At 57.5% G+C, this 24,507-nt stretch carries 17 protein-coding genes; 10 read left to right on the top strand and 7 right to left on the bottom strand.

The window, feature by feature from the left end; genetic code table 11:
* Positions 1-46: 46 nt before the first annotated feature.
* From FHS27_RS11420 to FHS27_RS11405, 4 genes are all read right to left on the bottom strand, one after another.
* Positions 47-1,057, bottom strand: coding sequence for a 2-oxoacid:ferredoxin oxidoreductase subunit beta (locus FHS27_RS11420; RefSeq protein ID WP_009102952.1), 1,011 nt, complete (start codon positions 1,055-1,057; stop codon positions 47-49).
* 153 nt (positions 1,058-1,210) lie between these two features.
* Positions 1,211-3,100 carry a 2-oxoacid:acceptor oxidoreductase subunit alpha gene (locus FHS27_RS11415; RefSeq protein ID WP_184305083.1) on the bottom strand — a complete coding sequence of 630 codons (1,890 nt, stop codon included), beginning with the start codon at positions 3,098-3,100 and terminating at the stop codon, positions 1,211-1,213.
* A 342-nt stretch (positions 3,101-3,442) separates the two neighbouring features.
* Positions 3,443-4,951, bottom strand: coding sequence for a hypothetical protein (locus FHS27_RS11410; RefSeq protein ID WP_184305082.1), 1,509 nt, complete (start codon positions 4,949-4,951; stop codon positions 3,443-3,445).
* 11 nt (positions 4,952-4,962) lie between these two features.
* Positions 4,963-5,574, bottom strand: a complete 612-nt coding sequence (locus FHS27_RS11405; protein WP_246419563.1) for a gluconolactonase — start codon at positions 5,572-5,574, stop codon at positions 4,963-4,965.
* A 607-nt stretch (positions 5,575-6,181) separates the two neighbouring features.
* Here FHS27_RS11405 and FHS27_RS11400 point away from each other — a divergent pair.
* The 4 genes from FHS27_RS11400 to FHS27_RS11385 all read left to right on the top strand — a co-directional run bounded on the left by FHS27_RS11400 (position 6,182) and on the right by FHS27_RS11385 (position 12,456).
* Positions 6,182-7,132, top strand: coding sequence for a DoxX family protein (locus FHS27_RS11400; RefSeq protein ID WP_184305081.1), 951 nt, complete (start codon positions 6,182-6,184; stop codon positions 7,130-7,132).
* A 109-nt stretch (positions 7,133-7,241) separates the two neighbouring features.
* Positions 7,242-9,098, top strand: a complete 1,857-nt coding sequence (locus FHS27_RS11395) for a Gfo/Idh/MocA family protein (RefSeq protein WP_184305080.1) — start codon at positions 7,242-7,244, stop codon at positions 9,096-9,098.
* Between the two features lie 1,211 nt (positions 9,099-10,309).
* A complete protein-coding gene (gene tnpA / locus FHS27_RS11390) occupies positions 10,310-10,762 on the top strand; it encodes an IS200/IS605 family transposase (RefSeq protein WP_184305079.1) in 453 nt (150 codons plus the stop codon).
* A 677-nt stretch (positions 10,763-11,439) separates the two neighbouring features.
* Entirely contained in the window at positions 11,440-12,456 is a 1,017-nt protein-coding gene (locus FHS27_RS11385; RefSeq protein WP_184305078.1) for a transglutaminase-like domain-containing protein, read from the top strand.
* Here FHS27_RS11385 and FHS27_RS11380 read toward each other — a convergent pair.
* Complete coding sequence (locus tag FHS27_RS11380) at positions 12,453-14,030, bottom strand: family 16 glycoside hydrolase (RefSeq protein WP_246419560.1); 1,578 nt, start codon at positions 14,028-14,030, stop codon at positions 12,453-12,455. The two genes, FHS27_RS11385 and FHS27_RS11380, sit on opposite strands and share 4 nt — an antisense overlap.
* A 231-nt stretch (positions 14,031-14,261) precedes the next feature.
* Complete coding sequence (locus FHS27_RS11375; RefSeq protein WP_246419554.1) at positions 14,262-17,420, bottom strand: hypothetical protein; 3,159 nt, start codon at positions 17,418-17,420, stop codon at positions 14,262-14,264.
* Between the two features lie 239 nt (positions 17,421-17,659).
* Here FHS27_RS11375 and FHS27_RS11370 point away from each other — a divergent pair, with 239 nt between their 5' ends.
* The 6 genes from FHS27_RS11370 to FHS27_RS11345 all read left to right on the top strand — a co-directional run bounded on the left by FHS27_RS11370 (position 17,660) and on the right by FHS27_RS11345 (position 23,745).
* A complete protein-coding gene (locus FHS27_RS11370) occupies positions 17,660-18,016 on the top strand; it encodes a hypothetical protein (protein ID WP_009102980.1) in 357 nt (118 codons plus the stop codon).
* Positions 18,013-18,903: a DNA repair protein RecO gene (gene recO / locus FHS27_RS11365; RefSeq protein ID WP_184305077.1), complete on the top strand. Its 891-nt coding sequence runs from the start codon at positions 18,013-18,015 to the stop codon at positions 18,901-18,903. Before FHS27_RS11370 ends, recO begins: the two co-directional genes overlap by 4 nt.
* Before the next feature lie 42 nt (positions 18,904-18,945).
* A complete protein-coding gene (locus FHS27_RS11360; RefSeq protein WP_246419553.1) occupies positions 18,946-20,244 on the top strand; it encodes a tetratricopeptide repeat protein in 1,299 nt (432 codons plus the stop codon).
* Positions 20,245-20,297: 53 nt separating this feature from the next.
* A complete protein-coding gene (locus FHS27_RS11355) occupies positions 20,298-20,801 on the top strand; it encodes an LptE family protein (RefSeq protein ID WP_315854538.1) in 504 nt (167 codons plus the stop codon).
* A gap of 461 nt (positions 20,802-21,262) precedes the next feature.
* Complete coding sequence (locus FHS27_RS11350; RefSeq protein ID WP_184305075.1) at positions 21,263-23,062, top strand: potassium/proton antiporter; 1,800 nt, start codon at positions 21,263-21,265, stop codon at positions 23,060-23,062.
* Positions 23,063-23,376: 314 nt separating this feature from the next.
* Complete coding sequence (locus FHS27_RS11345; RefSeq protein ID WP_044256675.1) at positions 23,377-23,745, top strand: hypothetical protein; 369 nt, start codon at positions 23,377-23,379, stop codon at positions 23,743-23,745.
* A 200-nt stretch (positions 23,746-23,945) separates the two neighbouring features.
* Here the strand turns inward: FHS27_RS11345 and FHS27_RS11340 are convergent, their stop codons facing one another.
* The gene (locus FHS27_RS11340; RefSeq protein ID WP_184305074.1) at positions 23,946-24,314 is read right to left on the bottom strand and encodes a DUF2513 domain-containing protein; all 369 of its coding nucleotides are present in this window, start codon (positions 24,312-24,314) and stop codon (positions 23,946-23,948) included.
* Between the last annotated feature and the right edge of the window lie 193 nt (positions 24,315-24,507).

The raw sequence follows: 24,507 nt of genomic DNA, 5'->3' as shown, positions 1-24,507 counted from the left end.
AGCGAGGCTATTGCTCCGAACGAACCGCTCGTCACTCACGGCGGCTTCAGGCAACCTGCCAGGTGTCGCCAGAGTTGAAGAGTGCCATCAGGTCCCCTTCGCCTTTTTTCGCCTTGGCGGCAGTGACCTGTTCGTTGATCTGATCGTTGTACGTGGCCACACCCTCGACGGCACGCAACACGCCGATCGGTTCGGGCATTTCGGGATACCGCATTCTCGCGAGCATCATTTGGATCGCGGGGTTCGGATCGTGAGCATCGTGGATCAACAAGTCGTCGGCAGGAACGTCGGCGGTGTTGACGACCTCGAGGTGGTTGCCGGTCAGGCGGATCGCTTTCTCGCCTTTGGCGCCGAAGATCAACGGCTTGCCGTGTTCGAGTTCGACAACGTTTTCGACACGTTGTTTTTTCTCTTGGGCGTACGCCATCGCGCCGTCGTTGAACACGTTGCAGTTCTGATAAACCTCAACGAGCGAGGTGCCCTTGTGGGCCGCAGCGGCTTTCAACGTTTCGCCGAGGTGTTTGACGTGGGCGTCGATGCTGCGGGCGACAAACGTGGCTTCCGCAGCGAGTGCCACCGACAGTGGGCTGAGTGGGTGATCGATTGCACCCATCGGCGTGCTCTTGGTGATCTGACCCTCGACGCTCGTCGGACTGTACTGACCTTTGGTCAAACCATAGATGCGGTTGTTAAACAGAACGATGTTGACGTCCAGGTTCCGTCGCAGGCAGTGGATGAAGTGGTTTCCACCGATCGACAGGGCGTCGCCGTCGCCGGTGATGACCCACACCATCAGTTCCGGACGGGTCGATTTCAGACCCGTCGCGAAAGTCGGTGCTCGGCCGTGTATGCTGTGCATCCCGTAGGTGTTCATGTAGTACGGGAATCGGCTGCTGCAACCGATGCCGCTGATGAAGACGGTCTTCTCGCGAGGAAAGCCCAGTTCGGGCAATACCTTTTTCATCTGTGCGAGAATCGAGTAGTCGCCGCAGCCGGGGCACCAGCGGACGTCTTGATCGGAAGCGAAATCAGCAGCTTTCAGGACAGGAAGATTCATGAGGTGAGAACTGAGGGCTGAGGACGATGGGTGAAGGGAAATTGGTGACGTTCAGGGAGGAAACATTGGCCGCCGCATCGACAATCGTCGAATGGGCTCGGCTCAAACGCACGGGCTCGGGTATCGAGCGGGTGCGTTGTTTCCGGCCTCACATCATCCTGCTTTGGTTTGACGAAGAGTCGTGGCGTGATGCGTGATCGCGTCGACCAACTCGGTAACCGCGAACGGCTTGCCTTGGACTTTGTTAATCCCGATACAGTCCACGAGGTATTCTGCACGCAAGAGCATGCGAAGTTGCCCGGTGTTGAGTTCGGGAACGATCACCGTCCGGAACGATCGAAGCAGCGTGCCGATGTTCGATGGCATCGGGTTCATGTAACGGATGTGAGCGTGGCTGACATCGTGTCCGGCGTCACGGCACCGTGCGACCGCGGTCAGGCAGGCACCGTAAGTTCCGCCCCACGAAACGACGAGCACGTCGCCGGAGGTCGCGCCGAAGACGTCCTGTTCCGGAATCCGTTCGGCAATCTTGGCGACTTTCGCCGCACGGGTTTCGACCATGTGTTGGTGGTTGTCCGGATCGTAGGAAACGTTTCCGGTTCCGTCTTCCTTTTCGAGGCCGCCGAGGCGGTGCATCAATTCGGGAGTACCGGGAATCGCCCAAGGCCGAGCTAGGTTTTCATCGCGGGAGTACGGCAAGAACGGTTCACCCGATTCGCTCGCCACAGGGTGTGAGCATTTGATTTCGGGCAAATCCTTCATCTCAGGAATTTTCCACGGTTCGCTACCGTTGGCGATGTAACCGTCCGACAACAGCATCACGGGGACCATGCACTCGGTCGCGATTCGCCATGCTTCGACGGCCATCGCGAAACAGTCGCCGGGTGAACGCGGTGCGAGCACGGGCATCGGTGCTTCGCCGTTACGACCGAACATCACCTGCAAAAGGTCGCTCTGTTCAGTCTTGGTTGGCAACCCGGTGCTCGGTCCGCCACGTTGGACGTTGATGATGATCATCGGCAGTTCGAGCATCACGCCGAGGCCCATCGCTTCGCCCTTGAGTGCGATGCCGGGGCCGCTGCTCGCGGTGACCGCCATGGTGCCACCGAATGCGGCGCCGATTGTGGCGCAGACAGCGGCGATCTCGTCTTCGGCTTGGAACGTGCGAACACCGAACTGTTTGTACTTGGTCAGTTCGTGCAAAATGTCCGAGGCAGGTGTGATCGGGTAAGTGCCGTAGAACAGGTCTTTGTTGCTGACCTGCGATGCGGCGATCAGGCCCCACGCGAGGGCTTGGTTGCCCATGATGTTGCGGTAGGTTCCCGGTTCTAATTTCGCCGCTTCGACTTGGTAGCTTTCACCGAATACTTCGGTGGTTTCGCCATATGCCCATCCCGAACGGAGTGCCGCGATATTGGCATTCATGATGTCCGGTTTCTTCGAGAACTTCTCTTCGATGAACCGCAACGTTGGATCGAGCGAGCGACCAAACAACCAATAAACGAGACCCATCGCGAAGAAGTTCTTGCAGCGATCGGCGAACTTGGTGCTCAAGCCGAATTCGCTCACTGCGTCACGTGTCATTTGAGTCATGTTGACTCGGACGACGCGGTAGGATTGCTCGATCACGTCCGCGTCGAGTGGATTGCTTTCCACTTTCGCAAGCTTGTATTCTTTCTCGTTGAAGCCGTCTTCGTTGGCGATCAGGATGCCGCCTTTGCGAAGGTCGCTGATGTTCGTCACCATCGCCGCCGGGTTCATGACCACGAGCGCGTCGAGGGTGTCACCGGGGGTGAAGATCTCAGTGCTCGCGAATTGAACTTGGAAACCTGAAACGCCGGCCCGGGTTCCGCGTGGTGCCCGAATTTCCGCAGGGAAGTCGGGGAAAGTCGCCACGTCATTTCCGGCGAGTGCCGAAGTGTTCGTCAACTGAGTGCCGAGCAATTGCATCCCGTCGCCCGAGTCGCCGCACAAACGCACGGTGATGCCAGCGACGGTTTCGACAGTCTTGGAAGTGGCAGGAGGAGTGCTGGTATCAATCATGGAAAGAGCGGAGAGGGCTGTAGAGTAAGCGGCGGAGGTGCAGAGGTCGTCGAATGGGTTGATGATGGACGCGATTCGCCCGTGAGGCGAGTTTCGCAGTCAGATCGGTTCGAGCGCGACACTACGGCGTTTCGTGGAATCCCACCGCCGGTTAATGGATGGGGAGATTCGGGGTCCGTCGGTCACCGGAAGTCATCGGAAACCCGTTTCACAGGGGTTACAAAGCCCCAAAACCGCCATCGGGCGCGATTGTAGGGACTCGAGGGATTTTATCGAGCGTTGGTGACCGTCAAAATTACCCTAATCGTATCTTTTTTAATAATTTGCGGGAATGGTTATTGTTCATTCCCTGCTCATTTCCCGGACGTAGACCGCGAGGGATGTCTCAAAAGTCGATTTGTCGATTTTGAATTGCGGTGCGGAGTCGGTGAAATGGTTGCAGTGTTCAGACACCACGCGGTAGAGAAACCGGAATAAATGCCGGGGAACACGCAGCGATTCAAAATTGACGAGCATCTTTTCGTACGATAACGAGTCGTCAAACAGGTCTTTCGGTTCCGGCGATTTTCCGTCCGCCGCACACGCCTGCATCCGAGCCCGAGTGAGGTCGTAGAGCGATTCGCCTGTCCACTGAAACGCGGGAATCACGTTCTGTTTGTCCAGTCGAGCCCGTTCGTGGAATTCTCGCGTTTCGCGTTCGGTGTCGCGGTACAGTTCCTCAGGCAACATCATCTTGAAGCCCAGACCGGGATGTTTGAGCAATTTGTTGTCGAGCATCGGCCAAACGAATCGGCGCATCAATTCCGGTTTGCCCCCGGTCATATGCGGTTCGTCAACGCGGTCCATTAGGACGATCATCCCGTCGAAGCCGAGTCGTGAGAGCACGCCCTGGAACTTCCGCAACAACTCGTAGCGGTCGTCGGTTCGGTCGTATCGTGGCATCGGCTGGCTCTCGAGTTCCTTCGATGGGAACTGCATGAGGACCTTGCGAACGGCGCCGGTTTCTCGTTTTCCGACTCGCATGTGCCGGTGAATGCCGGCGGCGGCGAATTGATTTTTGACCCAACGGATCAGATACGGCAGTTTGCCAAAAAAGACGAGGATCGGAATCAGCCACAACAGATTCCAGGTCCGCACGCCGTCTTCGTCCGCCGAATTCAAAAACAGCCATCCGATCACGCCGGTCACCACGATTGCCCAAACGATCGCAAAATAGAAGTCGAGCGACGCGGTCCAATTGTGGTAGCTGAGCCGTTGTCGCAGTTGCGCGAAACGGCCGGTGAAGGTCGATGACGTGGATTGGTCGTAACACGCCGCGAGCAACAGCAAGTCGCGGGCGTCGTTTCGATCGAGTTTGGAGATTCGCTCCGGATCAATGCGATTTCCGTCGTCGTTGCGTGGGCGGAAATCGACGTCGTCGGCTAAGACTTGATCAACCAGTTCGGTCACGCCGATGCACATGATCGAATCCATGTGATCCCATAGTCGCCACGCGTCGAGTGCTTTCTCCGGCTTGCGTGCCGCTCGTTTGCCCAATCGTTCACAGAAGTGATCGAGGAACGGGTTGAAGTCGTCGTAACGCAGGATGTAGACGCGTTTGTCCGGATTCTGTTCGTTGAACTGGATCAGGTGCCGGTCGACTTGCAGGCGCATCGCGGTTTTCCCTGAGCCCTTGGGCCCAAAGATGATTGCGGTCGCCGGTTCAGTCGGGTCACCGTAAACCTTGTCCCACGCGGGATGGTAGGCGTTCCGGATGCAGTGTTGTTTGAACACCGGGTCGGTCTGTGCGTCTTCCTCTGCGAAAGGATTCCGAACGATGCCGTGGTGTTCTAAAAAGGTTTGAGTATTCACGCGAGCTGACGTTACTGACCGACGGAAGTGACCATTTTCTTAAACGATTCGCCATTGGCTTTGATCACCGACTCCGGGCCGATCATCTTGACGAAGTATTGACGGCGGCGAGGTGAGTCGCCTTCGGGTTCGACCAAGATCGCACCCAGCATGGCGTACCCATCGTTACGAACCATGCGTCCACCGGCAAAGGGGCCGCCACCCATACGTGTTGCGTATTGTCCTGAAACCTCGACGACGTGAACGGTCCAGCCGCCACTCTGGGTTTCTTTCGGACCGACGGTTTTTCGGTCCGAGCCACTGAATTGGCCGATCCAGCGATCGATGTTCGCTTTGACGCCGCCGCTGGCGGGCATCATGGTGAGCCGCGCGGTTTCGGCTTCATCGCCTTCGCCGGCACTCGCCTGGAATTCGTGCTCGATGATGTTGTTCGCTTTGGGGGCGCGTTTAAATTCCGCTGGCACGACGAGCGTTCCCGAATCGAAGACGTTGATCGTCTCCGACTTGGCATCGGTGGCAGGCTCGGCCGTGGCGGTTTCGTCACCGACCACGATCGTTGGCACCGCGAAAAGGCAAGCCGACGCGAGTAGGATCGAAAGTGGTCGCATTGGAGCGAATTTCATAGGAATTACCTCAGGCATGGGGGACAATTCGGGCAACATAGGCACACGATACTGTTTGATAGCTGTCAAGATGAGGGGGCTACTCTCGTGTCTGCCTTTTCTAGCGTATCTCGCATGTGGACAAGTTATACGGAACACATCGGTCCGGTTCGCGCTGGTTGACGCGGATTTGGCCAGCAGGAATCGGCCCGCATCCCGCGACCGTCGATCGCGTCAATCTGCTGCCTCGCCATCTGGGGCACCTGCTTCTCACTCGGCGATCTCGCGATGCGTTGCTCCCGGGTTGGATCGCGTGTCGAATTTTCTCGCGGGCTGAGTCTTGAATTTGATCCTGAAACGGACGCCTAAACGCACGGGTCCGGGGACGGTAATTATGATGGCCGTTCGTGCGTCAGATGTTAATCATTTGCGAAATGCGTTTCGCGGTTTCCGTGGGCCGCGAATTTTGACGTTTCGCGTCGTGCAGCGAGCGACGATTTGGTGAATTGTCGCAGGTCGATGGTTTTTCTTCGACGACGGTTGGCGAACGGAAAGTCACCTGCCATACTATTCCGCGTCACTGCAGCAGCAACTGATCCCGCCTCAACCACTTCTGGAGCCCTTCTTAGTGGCCAAAATTCTGCTTCTCCCGCTTCGTTTGGCTGTCGGTTACGGGCTGTCGCCAAGAATTCTTGGGCACATCGCAATCGTCATGCTGGTGATCCTGCGGATCACGATTGGTTATCACTTCCTCAGCGAAGGGACTGAAAAATATCATCAAGGCGATTGGACCGCGAAACCCTTTTTCGCCAACGCAACCGGGCCTTTTGCGGGTGAATTTCGCAAGATGGTGTGGGACTACGACGGTGCGATGCGTTTGGACATGAAACAAACGCAGGTCGTCTGGGCGACGTACCGGGACGCGATCGGCGAACATTATGGTTTCAGTGAAGAGCAGAACGCTGAGGCGCAGCGAAATTACGCCGAGGCCGTCGAGCAATACGAATACGTCACCGAACTCAACGCGAACGAGATCGAAGAGTTTCAACTCGGTGTCGGCCGCGTCGAGAAACTCGACTCCGACCCCGTCCGCGACGGCGTGAGTTCCCTCGGTGGTCAGCGGGAAACCGTTCGCCGCGAACTCACAAAACTGATCTCGCCGACGTTGGACCAGATCGACATGATTTGGGAAAATTACGAGACCGCTCAAAATCAGATCGCCACGGACGAACAGATTGCCCGTCATCCTCCGTACCGACTGGTGCGGCCTCGCCTTGCGATGATGGACACCAGTCTGATCGATGTGATCATCCCTTATTTCGATATCGCCTTGGGGTGGTGCTTGATCCTTGGGCTGTTCACTTCGGTGGCATCGCTCGCCCTGGGCGTGTTCCTGTTTTCGGTATTTTTGAGTCAGTTCCCACCAACGACCGGGCCTGGTTCGTCGAATTATCAGTTGATTGAAAGTTTGGCTTGCTTCGTTCTGGCCGCGACCGGCGCGGGACGTTTCGCGGGGCTGGACTTCTTTCTCCATCTGATTGTTCGAAAAGTCTGCGGTTCCGACGAAGTGACGCGTTAAGCGTTCGTCTGGCTCACCGGTTGAGTTTTGGGCAACTGTTCCGGCTCGACTCTTTCTTCAAAAAACTCACTCACCTCTAAGCATCACCCCCGACGGGAATCTCACTGCGATGGTTGATAAACTCTCCAAAGACCAACGTGACGTTGGCGAATCAAACTACTACAACGCCGTCGGCAGCTATTACGATGTCAATCGACGTGACTTCCTGCGTGGCGTTGTCGCTGCCGGAGCCGCCGGTGGTGCAGGCGTCGGGGCCGCCTACTTCGGGTACGGCAAAGTCAATGATCCCGTCCGCGTGGCGGTCATTGGTACCGGTGACGAGGGCAACGTGTTGATCGGCGGTTGCAATCCCGAGTACGTCGACGTCAAAGCAATCTGCGACATCCGCCCCTACAGCCAACACCGCGCCTTCCATGGCGATTGGTCGAGTTCATCGGCGTTGAAGCGTCGCCCCGGTCTGATCAGTGTTGCCGGATACAAAGACGAAGCCGAAGCACGTCGTAACGTCAAGGTTTACGACGGCAGCAACGGCGGCATCATGGAATGCCTCGATCATCCCGATATCGAAGCGGTCATTATCGCGTTGCCGTTGTGGTTGCACGCCCCGGTTGCCGCGCTCGCGATGGAACGTGGTCTGCACGTGCTGACTGAGAAACTGATGGCCCACAACGTGGCCCAGTGCAAAGTCATGGCGCGAATGGCAGGTGAACTGAAGGACAAGAACGGGAACCCGATCCATTTGGCGACGGGGCACCAGCGTCACTACAACGTGAAGTATGAAAACGCCGTCAACCTGATCCGTTGGGGACTGCTCGGCCAATTGCACCACATTCGTGCTCAGTGGCACCGCGGAAACTTGCCCGGTGGCGACAGTTGGTCGATGCCGATTCCCGGCGGAGAGATGATCGGTTCCGAGCGATTTGACCGAATCGCCAAAGACATCGAGTATCGCAAGAGAGCGTTGAAGGAAACTCGCGATCCCGTTGAGCAAACCCGCCTCAAGAACGAGATTGCGTTGTGGCAAGCGTGGGACTCGGACAAGAGCATCGATCCGAAAGAATTCGGATACACTGACTTCTCCGTCGGCGACAAATTGTTTACCGCCGCAGAGGAACTGCACCGCTGGCGCCTGTTCCAACGCACCGGAGCGGGGCTGATGGCGGAACTCGGTTCGCACCAACTCGACGCTGTCAGTATTTTCCTCAGCTCGCTGCGGGATGACGGCAAAAAGGTACACCCACTCACCGTGCATGCGGTCGGTGGACGCCACATCATGCCCGTGGATCGCGAAGTCGGCGATCACGTCTACTGCATGTATGAGTTCCCTGGCCCTGAGTACGCACCGTCGTTCGACGTCGGCTACTACGACCGGGTTGAGAACTATCCGAAGTCGAAGAAGGTCAAAGGCGGTTATGAGCAAATCGATCCGGTCGCCGGTTACGAAACCGACCCGAACAAGAAGGTCGTTGTGACCTACTCGTCGATCAACGGCAACGGGTTTGGCGGTTGGGGCGAAGTCGTGATGGGATCCAAGGGGACCCTCGTCATGGACAAGGAAACCGACGTTTATCTCTACCGCGGCAGCGACACGAGCAGTAAAGCAGGCGTTGCCAAGAAGGCAGGTGGTTACGCGTTGGATACGTCCGCATCGGGCGACTTCTCCGCACCGGTTGCTCAGGCCGCATCGTCGGGACCTGTCAGTCGCGGGTACCAAGAAGAGATCGAGCACTGGGCCTACTGCATCCGTAACCCGGATGGCGAGAACAAACCACGTTGTTACCCCGCCGTCGCCATGGGCGATGCAGTGATCGCACTGGGAACCAACGTCGCGCTTAAGCGAGCGAACCGGGGTGAGAGTGGATTCATGAAGTTCGAAGAGGAATGGTTCGACGTCGACAGCGACGCAACCCCGGACGACAGCGACATCGCTGCCGAAACGAAATTCATGAAAAAACCGGTCGCCTAAGACTCACGGTTTCCAGCCAAAGCATCCACGGCGTTCCCGATCAAGGAACGCCGTTTTGCATTGGTACGTACGGAGTGTCACGAACGATGTTTATTTGCTCGCCGAATAAGACGCTCGATCTCAAAGAACACGAGGGAAACCGAAGGTTTGCCAGCGACGAGGTGCGGTTTTTCGTTGCAACGTGGTTGAGGGAATGTCGCGGTTGAGGCGACACACGCAGCGCATTTCGGTTATCGGTCCGTCGTCATTCACCGACCTTAATGGGGGCGAACATCCAATGCGATCGATATCATGTTTGTTGAACCCCGTTGGGGTTCACGCGTGGTTGGGATTGGTGTCCTGGGGTTCGCTTTGCGACCCCAGGCTGTGATGTTGGACCGCGTTGCGGTCGTCGAACATCCGACGCGATCGATATCATGATTGTTGAACCCCGTTGGGGTTCGCGCGTGATTGGGATTGGTGTTCTGGGGTTCGCTTTGCGACCCCAGGTTTTGATGTTGGACCGCGTTGCGGTCGTCGAACATCCGACGCGATCGATACCATGATTGTTGAACCCCGTTGGGGTTCGCGCGTGGTTGGGATTGGTGTCCTGGGGTTCGCTTCGCGACCCCAGGCTATGATGTTGGACCGCGTTGCGGTCGTCGAACATCCGACGAGATCGATATCATGATTGTTGAACCCGGTTGGGGTTCGCGCGTGGTTGGGATTGGTGTCCTGGGGTTCGCTTTGCGACCCCAGGCTGTGATGTTGGACCGCGTTGCGGTCGTCGAGCAACTGACGCGATCGATATCATGATTGTTGAACCCCGTTGGGGTTCGCACGTGGTTGGGATTTGTGTCCTGGGGTTCGCTTCGCGACCCCAGGCTATGATGTTGGACCGCGTTGCGGTCGTCGAGCAACCGACGCGATCGATACCATGATTGTTGAACCCCGTTGGGGTTCGCGCGTGATTGGGATCGGTGTCCTGGGGTTCGCTTGGCGACTCCAGGCTATGATGTTAGACCGCGTTGCGGTCTTCGAGGTGTTCTGGGGTTCGCTGTGCGACCCCAGGTTTTGATGTTGAACCGCGTTGCGGTCGTCGAACAACCGACGCTGAAGGCGTTTCACAACAAAGCCCAGGGGTCGCGTAGCGCACCCTGGGTAGAAGGTGTAACAATACACGCCAACCCCAGCGGGGTTGAACCCTTCCGGAACACACTGGGGATGCATTCATGGGACAATCTCTTGTTCAGATATACGTTCACATTGTGTTTTCGACCAAAGGCCGAAAACCGTTTTTAAAATCAGACGTCCAACGCGAACGTCTGCATGCGTACTTGTCGGGGATTTGCAAGAATCAAAACTCTCCGGCGATCGTGATCGGTGGTGTGGAGGATCATGTTCATCTGCTTTGTCGACTTGGAAAGACGATTGAGATTGCGAAGCTGGCCCGCAATCTGAAGTCCGATTCGTCAGAATGGGTTAAGAAGGACTTGTCGATCAAAAACTTTTACTGGCAAACTGGTTACGGAGCATTTTCGGTGAGTCCTTCGCATATCGCCGCATTGACGAAGTACATTGAAAACCAAGGCGAACATCATCGGAAGGAATCCTTTCAGATTGAGTTTCGCCGTTTGTGTGCGAAGTATGGTGTTGAAATTGACGAGCGGTATGTTTGGGACTGATGTTGAACCCCGTTGGGGTTCACGCGTGATTCGTGACCGTTTCCCGGGGGGCGCTGCGCGACCCCCCGGGTTTTGTTGTTGGACCGTTTCGCGGTCGTTCCGATTTCATTTCCGTTGCCGTCCACGGCGACGCCCTCCAGCGGTTGGGCAGAGGCCGTTTCAGGCAACGTGAAAAGGAAGACGACGATACAGGCACGCCGAAGGCGTGTATCAACACAGCCCAGGGTCGCGCAGCGCTCCCTGGGTTTCTCGTCGTAATCGTCAACCAAGCCCAACGGGGTTGAACATCGACCGCCGGCATCATTCGCGCTGATGTTGAACCCCGTTGGGGTTCACGCGTGATTCGTGTTCGTTTTCCGGGGTGCGCTGCGCGCCCCCGGGCTTTGTTGTTGGACCGCTTCGCGGTCGATGCCGGATGGATGGGGATGTGCGGACGTTTGTTCGATGGGGGCTCGTTTTCCCGACTCGTTCTTTGGGTGGGACTTGTGAATCGGGGGTTTGGAGGAGTAGGAGTGTTCTGACTCCTACAATCGTTAGGGGCGACGTGTTCGCGTGGGGGCTGGTGTCGCGTTTTCTGGACCGGTGCAAACCGGCTGACTAAGCTCGATGTTGGTTTGCACTATCGAATCCAGTTTCGCCTTTTCGAAGGTGTGGTTCTTTCAGGGGAGTTCGCTCGTATGGTTGCTGCATCGTTTTCTCGTCGCCAATGGCTCGCGGCATCCGGAGGCACGATGGTTGCTGCTTTGCTGAATCCAAACGGAGTGCTCGCACAAACCGGCTCGGCGGCCGCCGAGGCGGAAACGGACCAAAAACCGCACGAGCCGACGTACAGTGAGTCGAAGTCATTTGATTGGCAGTTCGGAATCAAATTAGACACGCCGGTCACGTTCACTAACGGGCTCGCCACGTTCCCGATCCCGATGGATTGGCCCGAGCAAACGGTCACGATCGGCACGCGAGATGTGTCGGGTCAAATCTCGCAGATGCAGGTCCGTGATCTGCCTGGCGGCGCCCGTCAGGTCGTCGTGGGGATCGCCCGGATGACGGCCAACAGTTCGCTCAACGTGTTGTTGAACTACCGCATTGATAAACGGAACATCATCGCGCCGGCGGAAACGGATTCACTCGTCATCCCGCCTCGTGTCGGGCGTGAGATGCGGTCGTACATGGGCAGCAGTCCGATGATCGATACGACGAACGGACAGATCCGTGCTCTCTCTCGGCAGCTCGCTACCGAAACGCAGGAAGGCGAATCCGCGTGGGTCACCGTTCGCCGGATCTACGATCGTGTTCGCGAAGAGGTGACGTACACCGAGGGGCCGATCCGGAACGCATCGGATGCGTTGAAGGATGGCAAGGGCGACTGCGAAGACATGACGAGTCTGTTCGTCGCGTTGTGTCGGAACGCGAAGATCCCCGCGAGAATGGTTTGGATCCCCGGGCACTGTTACCCCGAGTTTTATCTCGAACGCGACGGCGGAGGTAACGATTCAGGGTGTTGGTATCCCTGCCAAGCGGCAGGGACGGAGCAATTCGGTGAGATGCAGGAAGACCGTCCGGTGTTGCAGAAGGGCGATCGTTTCAAGGTCCCTGAACAGCGGAAGATCGTGCGTTACGTGGCCGAGTTCTTCCGCTGTGATCGCCTCGGCAAAGGATCGCCGAGGTTTGACTTCGTGCGTGAACTAAAGTCCTAATTCTGAATCGGACGAACGCGAATGTCGCGCCATCGGACTTCGAACGGACCTTGGTTCTTTCCGATTCCGTGGACCTGCAGGCCGATGAACCCTTCGCTGGATGATTCAGGATCGACGATGTCGGCGATCTTTGTGTCGTTGATCCAGGTTTGAATGCGGTCACCGATCGCACGCACGCGGTAACGATTAAATTCGCCATTTTGATAGGCGTCTTTGATCGGCTGTTCTTTCGTGATCCAGCCGCGTCCGGTGGCTTCGCCGTAGATGTAACCCGACTCGCCCGGTGCCGATTCGATTTCGACTTGCGGTCCGTAAACGCGTCCACCTTCGTCACGTGTTTGCGAGCGAATTTGGACACCGCTGTTGAGCCCATCGTCCACGTTCACTTCAAAGGTCAATTCGAAGTCTTTGTAGTTTTCGTCTGAGCACAGGAACGAGTTCGGGCTGCCCACGGCGGTCTTTCCTACAATCACGCCTTCTTCAACACGGTAGGACGCGGTGCCGTTTTTCTGTGTCCAACCTGTTAGTGATTTGCCGTCGAAGAGCGATTTCCATCCGTCGCCATCGAGTTTTGGCGGGGCATCGAGAGCGGCTGAGGCGGCGACCGCCGAGGGTTTCGATTCGACGTCGGATGCCGCGGCGGGGTCGCCCGAGGCAGCTTCGTTCGACGTCAGCACTTGGCCATCAACGGCGGGAAGGTTGACTTCGCCCGTTGCGGCCCAGGCGGTGCCCCGGCGGAGTGTCGTTTGAAAGGCGAGCCCGTTCATCGCGGCGACATCGTGTCCGAGTGTGCTATGAAAGACGCGTCCCTGACCGAATTGAATCGTCATCAGAATCGGTTCGTGTTCGCCGGTTCCGCGTGTGGCGGGATCGCTGTACGCGGTCGCGAGGACTTCCATGTTTTCGGCCGGGCCGCGGAGCCGTCCGTACAATTCGTCAACGACTTGCATGAACGATCGGGGCAGCCCTTGGGTGATCGGATGGTCAGCGTTACGCACGACGATTTGGAACGGGACTCGGCTGCCGTGTGTTCCGCCGCCACCCTTGGACATGTCACGAGTGAACTTTTGTATGTCTTCTTTCCATCGAACGTATGGGCCGTCTTTTTCGTTGCGCCCGCCCCATCCACCGACACCGATCATGCGGTTGTAGGCTTCCCACGCGGGGAACGAATTATCGGCGGCGTGGACGCTGACGAATCCGCCGCCCTCGGTCATGTATTTTTCAAACGCCTGTTGGGTTTCCGCACTCCAGGGTTCGCCGTTGTAGTTTGAAACGACGACATCGTAGTCGGAGAAATTCGGCGAAAACGTCGAGAGGTCGCCGCCTTTTCCGGGGGTGGTCGCGATCGTCACGTCGGCGAAATTGCCGGATTCGAGAATCTCAACAATTAGGGGTGTGGTCTCTTTCCATTGATGGTTGTTTTGCCCATCAATGAGGAGGGCCTTCAATGGTGGTGTGGCAGGTTCGGCGGCGGCAACGCGAGAATTAGCGTTTGGAGCCAATCCTCCAATGAGTATCAATCCTGCGAAAAGGAAATGAGTCAATGGTGTGAGCAACTGGGTGTGGCGCATTGGGAGGGGATCACTTTTGGGGCGGGGAGGGGGGGCAAGTCCGCTTGACGCTTCGTAGCATGCAAGACGATGCCGGTGTGGATTCAAGGCCCACTAATCTATCAGAAATCCGACCAACGAAAAAAGCGACTTGCCGCCTCGACCGGATTTTTCCAGTGCGAGGGGCAAGTCGCTTGATGCATTCTCTCAGCGAGTTCTTCGTCCGACCGGTGTTCGCGGCCGGCGAGGAAATTAACGCAGTGGCAGCGAGAATTCGTTGCCGCCTGGGCCGCTGCGACGCGTGATACGGTCGTTCTTCGGTGCCAGGTAGTGCGTTGCCTCTTCCGCGACCAGGACAGTGTCGCCGCTGCGAACTTCGGTGCGGAAGCGATGGTGTCCACCGGTTTCCGCCCGTGCGACGATCGTCATGCGAACTTCTTCACCGGCGTCGATCCGTGGGATCGGGTCGATCAAGACCTGGCCGGTGATGACTTTGCCGACGTGGCCGCTGATCTGTTTCGGCTCGATGCCGTGGCTGAACTGAGCAACCGCTTTCACTTCGTGAGCTGGTTTGCTGCCTCGGTTGCGGATCACGATTTCGTACGAGACGTCTTCACCGATCGGAGCTGGCGCCGATGGATCGACGATCGACAGCACGAGGTCAGCGATCGCTTCGACGTTGGTGTCCAGGCTCACGCTGGTTTGTCCGGCTGCGCTGCCTTTGCAGTCGAAGGCGAATTGATGCGTTCCGGTGGAGTCCATGCGGCACTGGAATTGGTATTTGCGAACCGCACCCGGTGTCAACGATGCGATCTTCCAACGCAGTTGGTTGTCGATCATCGTGGCACCTTCCATGCCGCCTTGGTAGGCAACGCCCATTGGTAGTTGCAGGTTGGCGATCACGTCTTCACTCGCGGTGGTGCCGTGGTTGGTCAGTTCCAATTGATAGGTCGCGTCGGAACCTTGGTACTTCACTTCCGGTCCGCTCAAGATTGCTTCGAGGTCAGCGGCGAGGACGCGAACGTTCTTACCGGCTTCGGCACGGAGTTCGAGGTCTCCGACGGCGAGACCGTGAATCTTCAGTTCGCCAAGATCCTGTGCGGTCAGCTCGACTTCGAATTGAGCTTCCTTGCCCGCAGGGATATCGCCGATGCGTTGGCTTTGCGGCGAGCTGGACTCGGGGCTGAGCGTGAAGACGACTGCTGGTGCGATCCCGTCGCCGGGGTTGAGCACGCGGATTTGGTAGGTCTTCGATTGGCCATAGATGACCTCATCGGGACCGTCGATCGTCAACGCGAGTTGTGGCTCCTGGACGATGACCTGAACGATCTTCTTCTGCGGCGCGAGTGTCCAGTCGACGTCGAGGTCGTGGGTTCCCGAACGTGCGGCTTTCAAGCGAACGTACATGGTTTCGCTTTCGCCGGCACCGAGTTTCTCGATACGCCAGTTCAGGTTGCGGATTTGTGCTTCCGTGGCGGCTTGCACGTCACCACGTGTGACCTGTTGACCAACAACGTCGGCCCAATCAGGAATGTGGGCACGGACAACCAGACCTTCGGCGTCGACGGAACCACGGTTTTCAACACGGATCTCATAGGGGTGCGTCTGACGAATCATGACGCGGCGTGGGCCGGCGGTCAGGATGCGAATGACGGGCAACTCTGTCGACGTCATGTTGGAGTTCGGGGTGACGTTGATCGCGGGAGTTTGCGGTGCGGCAACTGCGTTGCTGGCCGGAGCTCCGTGTTGATCACGCATCGCGTTAGGATGCTGGGCGATTGTCGTTTGTGGTGCGAACGCGGCGTTGCCTTGGCCGTAACCGGTGCTCTGACCAAAGCCAGAGTTCTGGCCGAAGCCTGCGTTGTGGTAGTTCGGAGTGGTTGGCCCGGCAACAGGACGCGAACGCGGTGCGAAGGCGTCGTTGTGCGATGCGAACTGCGAATCGTGCTCAGCTTGCATGGCTTCGGGTGATTCGTTTTGACCTTCGATTGGCAAACGGTCACTGATCGGATGCAGTGCCACGTCGGCGGCACCGGTTCCCGACAACGATCCGGCGGAGCGGCCGCCGTCTTGGTTGTTTCCGAACGTGTTCATTCGGTTGTATTTGGGAGCACTGGTCGCGGCGGTTGCTGCGGCCGTTGGCGTTTGCAAGCGACTCGGTGCCGGCGCGGCATCCGCTGGCAGGCTCATTGCCGATGGGCTGTTGTTCGCCGTGGTCGGCGTTCCGAGCGATGCTGGCGGGTTGGTCGACGCGATTTCCGCTTGGCGTGCTGCACCCAACGCCATCGATGACACCTTGGTCGGAGTGGTAGCGGGTGCGGGAGCGGGAGCGGGTGCGGCGGCTACTTTGGGTTCCACAACGGTGGGTTTCGTAGCGACGGCCGGTTCCGGTGCAGGTGCTGGTTGCGCTGGTTCAGCGGTCGGCTTGGTGACGACCGGCGCGGTGGCAACGCTCGGTGCGGGTTCGCGGCGAGCAACTTCTTGGCTAGCAACGCGGGGAGCTTCCGCTTTGGGCGTTTCGATTTTCTTAGGCGTTGATTCGGGAGCCGAAGGGCGACGAGACGATGTCGGCTCGCTCTTGGCAGTGGATTCTTTTGCCGGTTCGGCTTCGACTTTAGCGGGCGCCGGAGTCGCTGCAGGAGCGGTGCTCTTCACGATCCTGCGGCTCACGCGAGGCACCAATTCGATGCTGTCGCTTTGGCTGGGGGGCGTGACGGCGCTCGGGGTCGCTTTCTTGACCAACGCGGGCGTCGTGGTATCGATGCGGGTTGGCTGCGACGTGGTCGGCTGCAGACTGACAGGACGACGGCTGCTGCGTGATACCGACAACGGTGCCGGACGATTGCTGGTCGTCGCGGACGGTTCGGCGCTCGGGCTGCTCAGCCGACGTGGCGTTGTTTGTGCGATTGGTGGCGGCGTCGGGATCGAAGAACGGGTGCTGCGCGTGGCAGTGGCGCTCGACGATGGCGTGCGACTCGGTTGTGCGAGTTGTCGGCTGCTGGCACCGGGGTCGCGAATCGGAGCGGGCTGGTTCGTCGCGGTTTGCTCGCCGGTGGGGCTGTGATACGGGATGCCGCTCCAGTCGACGTCGCGGTCGCTCGGTACCGGGGTTGCGTGGCGATACGGCTCGTTGCTCTTGCTGCTGCTGCTACTGGACGAGCTGCCGCCGAACAGATTGCTGAGCAATCCGCCCGCGCGAGAATAATTGGAACTGCCTGAGCGGCGAGATTGGCTCAGCTGTTTGCCGACGACCTGCTTAATCTCAGGAGAGTTCTCAAACGTTTGTGCGGACGCGGTGCTCGCGTTGCCTAAACCAACGGAACTGGTTACGACCGCGGCGGCGAGCAACGCGGCCATACCACGCGATCGCCTTGGCGGGCTCAGAAAAGATAAAAGGGCGTTGCGGTTCATTGGATTCTCGCCTCGAGGCACGAAAGGGTAGTTCCATCGTGGTATCGGTCGAATCGATCATCGATTTTGAATGAATCTTGCGGACTGTACGGATTTGGTCGAGAAACCCGGTTGTGATGCCACCAAAAGTGGTACATAACCTCACTGGTGCGGCTCCGAGGCGGCATCGTTATCCACGAAATCGACTCGCCAATTCGGCCTTCCTGCGTTCCAAAACCACCAGCCTTTCCTGTACGCAAATGTCTCGACGCGAAAAAATTGAAGCGATGCTATTGGACGATCCCACGGACACGTTCTTGCGATATTCGCTCGCGATGGAATTTCGCAGCGAAGGAAACCAGGAACAGAGTCTGGTGAAGCTCGGCGAGTTGACCCGTGATTCGGAACCGTACGTGCCCGCGTTTTTTATGGCGGGACAACAGCTCGTGGAATTGGGACGTGTCAATGAGGCGCGGACCATGCTGCGAGACGGAATCGAGGAGGCACGTCGACAGGGCAATTCGCACGCGGCCGCTGAAATGAGCGAACTGCTCGCCTCGATCGGGAGTTTGGGAGAAAGCTCGGATAACGAATCGGACGAAGACGACGATCTTTGAAAAACATCGCCACTCAACATCATTCGACGACCGCCATTGTCCTGCGGTTAGTCGAATTCAGTGAAACCAGCCTGGTGGTGACGTTGTTGACCCGCGACCTCGGGCGTATTTCGGCGCTCGCTAAGGGGGCTCGACGATTGAAAGGGCCGTTCGAAGGCTCGCTCGATCTGCTCTCGGTTTGCCGCATCACTTTGATTGCGAAATCCAGCGACACGCTCGACCTGTTGACCGAATCGAAGCTTCGTCGTCGGTTCCGAGGGGGGGAACGCTCGCTCACTCGGACGTACGCGGGGTATTACGTTGCCGAAACGTTGCGTTGGTGGCTTGACGATGCCGAACGTCACGAGGAATTGTTCGATCTGACGCTGGCGACGCTTGGTTTGATCGATGGCGAAGGGCCGGTGGCGGAAACGTTGTTGGCGTACGATTGCCAGTGTTTGCGTTTGCTCGGCCATGCCCCGGCGACCCGCGGCTGCACCGCATGTGGCGTGAAACTCGATTCCCCGGATGCGCCAGCGGAAACCTTCAAAAACGGCCGACCGCGACGAAAACCGAAGGTCGCGTTTTCACTCGACGGTGGCGGCATCGTCTGTGAAACATGCCGGCCCCGGCAATCATCGCTCGTGTTGATTTCCGCCGCGACGCTCGAATGTCTCGATGGTTTGTTGCAGGCACCCGAACATGATGCCGATGAAGATACGCGTATCGCGTCTATGGAAGGACCGATTGAAAGAGAAAGCGTTTTTCCATTGCGTTCACTGTTGCCACGGGTGAGCGAAACTTCGTATCCCGAACTGCGTGGTTTAATCAGTCGGTACATGCAAACCTTGCTCGGTCGATCTCTCCGGATGCAAGCGTTCCTTCCCGGAGCGATTCGGGGGAGGTAAATCACCGCGTGCTGACGACTCGACAATGATGATGGAACATCGATGCCTGATCCGAACACCCCTCCTGCGATGATTGCGACGTCTCCCCTTTTTCAAACGGAGAACCGTTTCGATGCAGCGAACCCGTTCTGCTCGACGAGCAGGGGACGGCACCTGGCCGTATTTTTTACCGGTCTGATCTCTCTCGTTTCGGTCTCCTCGTTAGCGGCCCAGGAAGACGAATCGCTCTGGAAATCCACTCAGAAAACCGCCGACAGCGTCACGCGATTCATTACCGGTCGGGAACAAGCCGACGCGGTGCGCGCTCGCGAGCTGTACCAGCAAGCCGACACCATTTTTCGATCAGCGGCGGCCGAAGTCGGAACGATTGCCCGTGACGGCGAGACCGAGGGACGCGAGAAATCCGAGTTCGCTCGCGCCGCAAAGATCTTCGGCCGGGCAGCCGATGCGGAACCGGGATCGGCACTCTCGCAAGACGCGATGTTCATGCAAGCGGAGAGTTTGTTCTTCGCCGACAAACTAACTGCGGCCAGCGACGTTTATCAGAAATTGCAAAAAGACTATCCACGGAACCGGCATAACGACCGCGTTGCCGCTCGCCTGTTTGAAATTTCGCAGTACTGGATCGATACCGAAAAAGCCAACGCACGAAGTTGGTGGTCGCTCAATCTGTTCGACCCCACGCGTCCTCGTCTCGACGTGGACGGCCATGCGGTTCGCGTGCTCGACCAAATTCGCTATGACGACCCGACCGGGCGTCTGGCAGACGATGCGACGATGGCCGCTGCGGCAGAGTACATTCGCCAAGGTAAGTACGAGATGGCGGACGAGTTCCTCACGGACCTTCGCGAAACCTTCCCCGACAGCGAGCACTTTTTCTTGGCTCACTTGTTAGGAATTCGAGCCAAACTCGAGGTGTACGCCGGACCGGAGTACAGCGGATTGATGCTCGAAGAAGCGGAAAAGCTCGTCAACCAAACCCGCCAACGTTTTCCTGACAAGATGCGAGATCAGGAGACCGCGGACATGATCGCCCGCGCCGCCGCTGAGGTCGCCTACCGCCGTTCGGAGCATTTGTTTGCACGGGCCCAGTACCGCGAGAAAAAGGGCGAGAATCGCGCCGCGTCGGAATACTACCAAAAGATTCTCGACGACTATCCGAGCACGCCGATTGCCGACAAGGCACGCGAGCGTCTGGAGAAAACGTCCACCCGTCCACCCGTGCCTCGTCAACGATTGAGTTGGCTCAAGGCCGTCTTCCCCGACTCGAAAAGATCACCGCCATTGGTGACCAAATTCGAATCGCAGTCGGGTGATAAAAGCGAGACGATGCTCCGGTGATCCGCATGGCGAATTCAATACGCGTGCGGATCGGAATTGGGAGCGTGGTGCCGATGGTGCTGCTCGCGTTCGTTCTCGCAACGGGATGCGCTCCCTATCGATTCGGCAACGCGGCTTTGTTTCCTCCCGGAATCCAGACCGTTCACGTTCCCATCATTCGCGATGCGACGTTCCGGCATGATCTGGGACTGCAGTTGACCGAAGCGTTGATCCGTGAAATCGAATTGCGGACACCGTATAAAGTCACCGCTGACCCGTTTGCCGACACGACGCTGAAGTGTGAAGTGATCGGAGAAACGAAACGCGTGCTGACCGAGACCGATTCGGACTACCCTCGGGCACTCGATGCGGCGATTCAGGTGCGTGCGTCATGGACGGATCGCGCCGGACGGTTGTTGCTCAACAATTCAATCGTTCCAACAGATGATTTGACCATCCTGTTTAGCCAAGATGAGCGGTTCGTTCCCGAAGCCGGACAGAGCGTCGATATGGCGATGCAAAAAGCCATCGAAGATCTCGCCGGACGCATCGTCAGCCAGATGGAAACACGCTGGTAGACGCCACGGGGGTAGGGTAAATCGGTTCAATGAAGTCAGCCAGATTGATTGGCGACGAAGTGTGCTGGGCCGGATAAAGTGTTGCGAAATGAAATGAGCCGGCGGTGGTCGCTGCGCCGTTGTCTATCGTTTGTGGACAACGTCGTTGCGGTCACATCGATTCGCGCCTTTCAAATGAGGGCATGCCCGTTCACGCAAGCCGGATTCGTCAGAATGAAGTTCTGCGAAGTCCAGCGGGATCGTCCACCACGGTTCTGAAAATGCTCTCATGGCGATAGCACGATTCGCCCTTGTCACGTCGGTACGCTCTTTTGCGTAAGGCTATTATGTCGATTGGTGTCGCGCTGAATTGCGTCGGTGCCAAAGTTCTTTATTCTGATGACGAATCGATTGCCTGGCGGTAACACGTTTTGATTGTCCGATGATGGACTGTTTGTGTTCATGAGCGAGACGACCATCCGATGCTAAGTATCGAAACACTGATTCTGATTACGGGCATTTTGTTGTTGCTCGGAATCGCGTCGAATAAATTTTCTTCGCGGATGGGGGTGCCCGTCCTGTTTGTCTTCTTGGTCGTCGGAATGCTGGCGGGATCCGAGGGCATTGGCGGGATCGAGTTTGAAGACTACTCGATCGCTTATGGCATCGGGACCGTTGCGCTCTGTTTGATCCTATTCGACGGTGGAGTGCGGACGCCGTACAACTCGATCCGATCGGCGTGGAAACCGGCTAGTGTTCTGGCCACGATTGGCGTGTTCATCACCGCAGTCGTGACGGGTTTGGCTGCGTCCTGGATTTTAGGACTCACGGTTTTGCAGGGGCTGCTGCTCGGCAGCATCGTTGGATCGACGGATGCCTCGGTTGTGTTCTCGGTGCTCCGGGGCGGCGGGGTTCACATTCGCCCTCGATTGGCGAACACGCTGGAGGTGGAGAGTGGATCGAACGATCCGATGGCCATTTTTCTGACCATCGGTTTGATCCAAGTTTTGACCGGTGAAGTTCCCATGGGAGCGGGGTTGATCCTGCTCTTCTTGAATCAAATCGTCGTCGGCACCATCGTCGGATTGCTGGTTGGTTGGGTCGGTTCATGGACGCTCAAACACATTCGGTTGGAAGCAGCGGGCCTTTACCCGGTCATGGCCACGGCGTTGGGGCTGTTCTCTTTCGGATTTTCCGCGGCGTTTGGCGGCAGCGGGTTCTTGGCGGTTTACCTGACGGGGATCGTCATCGGGAATCGTCGGCCTGTGTTCCATCGAGGCATTCTGTTGTTCCACGACGCGGTCGCGTGGATCTGTCAGATTCTGATGTTCACGGCGTTGGGGATTTTGTCGTTCCCGAGTCGACTCGTCGCCGTCGCGATGCCCGCGTTGATGATTTCACTCGTGTTGATTCTTATCGCACGTCCGCTCGCCGTGTTCGTCTGTGCGGCACCGTTTCGATTTGCGAGACGTGAGTTGACGTTCCTGTCGTGGGTGGGACTCAAGGGGGCGGTTCCGATCACGTTGGCAACGTTCCCGATGTTAGCGGGTTTGCCCGGCGCGGCGGTCATGTTTGACACGGTATTCTTCGTCGTATTGGTCTCCGCGTTGTTGCAGGGATGGACGTTACCGGCGGTGGCCCGGTATTTGAAAGTCGATGTGCCAACGCGACGCCCTCCGCCGGTTACTCTCGAAATCAGTTCACTGCGAAACGTCGACGGAGACATCGTCGATTATTACGTCGACAAAACCTGTCGCGCGGCCGGTTGTCTGATTCGAAACCTTGCACTCCCGGAAGGTGTGGTGATTGCTTTGCTCGTGCGAGACGAGCAGACCATTCTGCCGCAAGGCCGAACCCGGTTACAGGTCGACGATCACGTGATCGTGGTGCTGCGTCCTCAGGTGCGAGCGATGGTCGACCGGGTGTTTTCCTGTGATGACGTGCCGATCAAAACGTTGCCCGAGCAGATGGAATTCCCTTTGCGGGGTTCCATTCGCGTGAGTGATCTCGAACAGTGTTATGATCTGGAACTCGGCGGAGACCCTCATGCGACGCTGTCCCAATGGATGCACGATCAGCTATCGCAAGACGACGTTAAATCAGGCGCCACCGTTCGCCGTGAACAAATCGCTTTCCATGTCCGTGAACTCGGGGAAGATGGAACGATTGAAAACGTCGGCATGACGTTGCTGCCGCAGCCTGAACCGGTGGTATCGTCGACGGAGTCGGTTGAGTCGTCCGAGGGTGTTGTCGTTTCAGAAGAAGCAGAAGAAGCGTCCTAGCATCCGTTCGCGGATTCACTTCGTCGGAAACGGACTTTGGAAAAAGAGAGTTTTTTGCGAACCCGTGCGGGTGGGAAGGCTCTTCCATTGAGAGCAGATTTCGATCTCTCAATTCAGCATCTGGCGGTGCACGCGAACGATCACGTTCGATGAACGGTTCCGCCACTTCCGATTCAATTTTCGTGTTCTGAACAAAAATGCGTGTGTCAATCAAAGCCAATTCGTAGTTTGCAGCCGAGAACGTTGTTTCCGCTTGCGCAATCTTCGCGTCGTAAGGCACACCGCATTATCCTCATTTGTTCAAAGAATCCATCATGAAAGTTGCATCCGATAAACAGTCGGGCACCACCGTCGCCTCTCGCATCGCGGGCGAGGACATCCGGCGTGGTGACTACGTCACTGGTCTAAACGAAGTTGTTGAGTTGCCCTCGTTCCTGTGGGACTGCTCTTCGATCTCAATTGCCCCCGAAGAACCGATCCGGTTTCGCTACATGCCGCATGACGCGGGGAAACCACTGAAAGTCCTCCGCGTCTGTTTGCCGTTTGTTTATGCGAAAGACCGACTCGGAAACGTCGTCACGATCGACACCAGGCGACGCCAACTCGTTCTGTTGGACCGAAGTTGTGCCAAACAAGTTTGGAAGGAACTCGGGACGAAGAAGCGTCGCAAAAAACGAAAGTAGTCGACCGCGTTTGCCGGTTGCAGTCTTGGCTGCGGCTCGGTTCGAAACGGCGCTCAAGAACTAACACGTTGTCGGATGGGGGCTTTGTTAGGTGAGCCGACTCCGACAATTCGCATGCTTTCGCTGGGAAAACTCGCGGAGTCACGCGAGTGATCCGATTCCACTGATGTTTCAACGCTGCCCCATCGCGATCTTCCGCGTCAGCGGTCGGTCGCGGGGGTGCAGAGTTCGGTGATTTTGGCGATCGCGATTCGCGACCAGACTTCGAACGACGCTGATTCGAGATTGGCATCATCGAGCGTCTTTTTTGCGCTCGCCCAGACGGAGTCGTTGAGGATGTTGTCGGCGAATTCTTGGCCCTCCCAGGTCAGAGCCAAGTTTGCTTTGCCGTAGCGATCCTTGCGGGGGCCTGTGTCGATTCCCGACACCAAGGCTCCTTGGGTCACCATTTCGATGTGGTAGAGGAAAACTCCATCGTCGACATCGCCGATGGCTTGTTGGATTTCACTCGCCGATGGGCGAGCTTCATGATTGCGAATCGCGAGCACAATGGCTCGAATTAAATCCATGTCGCGTATCATCTTCGTTGCTCGCTCGGTTTGGGTGCGGGGACTGCATCGGGACCGCGGCGGTGCGGAATGCAGAAAGAGAGGGGCGTCGGCATTTGCGAAGTAAACGATTCGCGAAATTTAACATCGCGTTTGGTCGCCGAATGCAGTTTCGGTTCACTCATTCGCGCGGCGGACTCATGACGCCGGAACA

The organism is Aporhodopirellula rubra (assembly GCF_014192335.1).
In the GTDB taxonomy this organism is placed as follows: Bacteria; Planctomycetota; Planctomycetia; order Pirellulales; family Pirellulaceae; genus Rhodopirellula; species Rhodopirellula rubra.
The sequence above is the reverse complement of the archived record's forward strand: the minus strand, read 5'-3'. Positions and strand labels throughout refer to the sequence as shown.

Coding starts and splice junctions, on each gene's coding strand:
- FHS27_RS11345 (WP_044256675.1), top strand. CDS start 23,377: ATGAAAGTTGCATCCGATAAACAGTCGGGCACCACCGTCGCCTCTCGC.
- FHS27_RS11370 (WP_009102980.1), top strand. CDS start 17,660: ATGTCTCGACGCGAAAAAATTGAAGCGATGCTATTGGACGATCCCACG.
- FHS27_RS11375 (WP_246419554.1), bottom strand. CDS start 17,420: ATGAACCGCAACGCCCTTTTATCTTTTCTGAGCCCGCCAAGGCGATCG.
- FHS27_RS11350 (WP_184305075.1), top strand. CDS start 21,263: ATGCTAAGTATCGAAACACTGATTCTGATTACGGGCATTTTGTTGTTG.
- FHS27_RS11355 (WP_315854538.1), top strand. CDS start 20,298: ATGGTGCTGCTCGCGTTCGTTCTCGCAACGGGATGCGCTCCCTATCGA.
- FHS27_RS11340 (WP_184305074.1), bottom strand. CDS start 24,314: ATGGATTTAATTCGAGCCATTGTGCTCGCGATTCGCAATCATGAAGCT.
- FHS27_RS11415 (WP_184305083.1), bottom strand. CDS start 3,100: ATGATTGATACCAGCACTCCTCCTGCCACTTCCAAGACTGTCGAAACC.
- FHS27_RS11385 (WP_184305078.1), top strand. CDS start 11,440: ATGGTTGCTGCATCGTTTTCTCGTCGCCAATGGCTCGCGGCATCCGGA.
- FHS27_RS11420 (WP_009102952.1), bottom strand. CDS start 1,057: ATGAATCTTCCTGTCCTGAAAGCTGCTGATTTCGCTTCCGATCAAGAC.
- FHS27_RS11405 (WP_246419563.1), bottom strand. CDS start 5,574: ATGAAATTCGCTCCAATGCGACCACTTTCGATCCTACTCGCGTCGGCT.
- FHS27_RS11395 (WP_184305080.1), top strand. CDS start 7,242: ATGGTTGATAAACTCTCCAAAGACCAACGTGACGTTGGCGAATCAAAC.
- FHS27_RS11380 (WP_246419560.1), bottom strand. CDS start 14,030: ATGCGCCACACCCAGTTGCTCACACCATTGACTCATTTCCTTTTCGCA.
- tnpA (WP_184305079.1), top strand. CDS start 10,310: ATGGGACAATCTCTTGTTCAGATATACGTTCACATTGTGTTTTCGACC.
- FHS27_RS11360 (WP_246419553.1), top strand. CDS start 18,946: ATGCCTGATCCGAACACCCCTCCTGCGATGATTGCGACGTCTCCCCTT.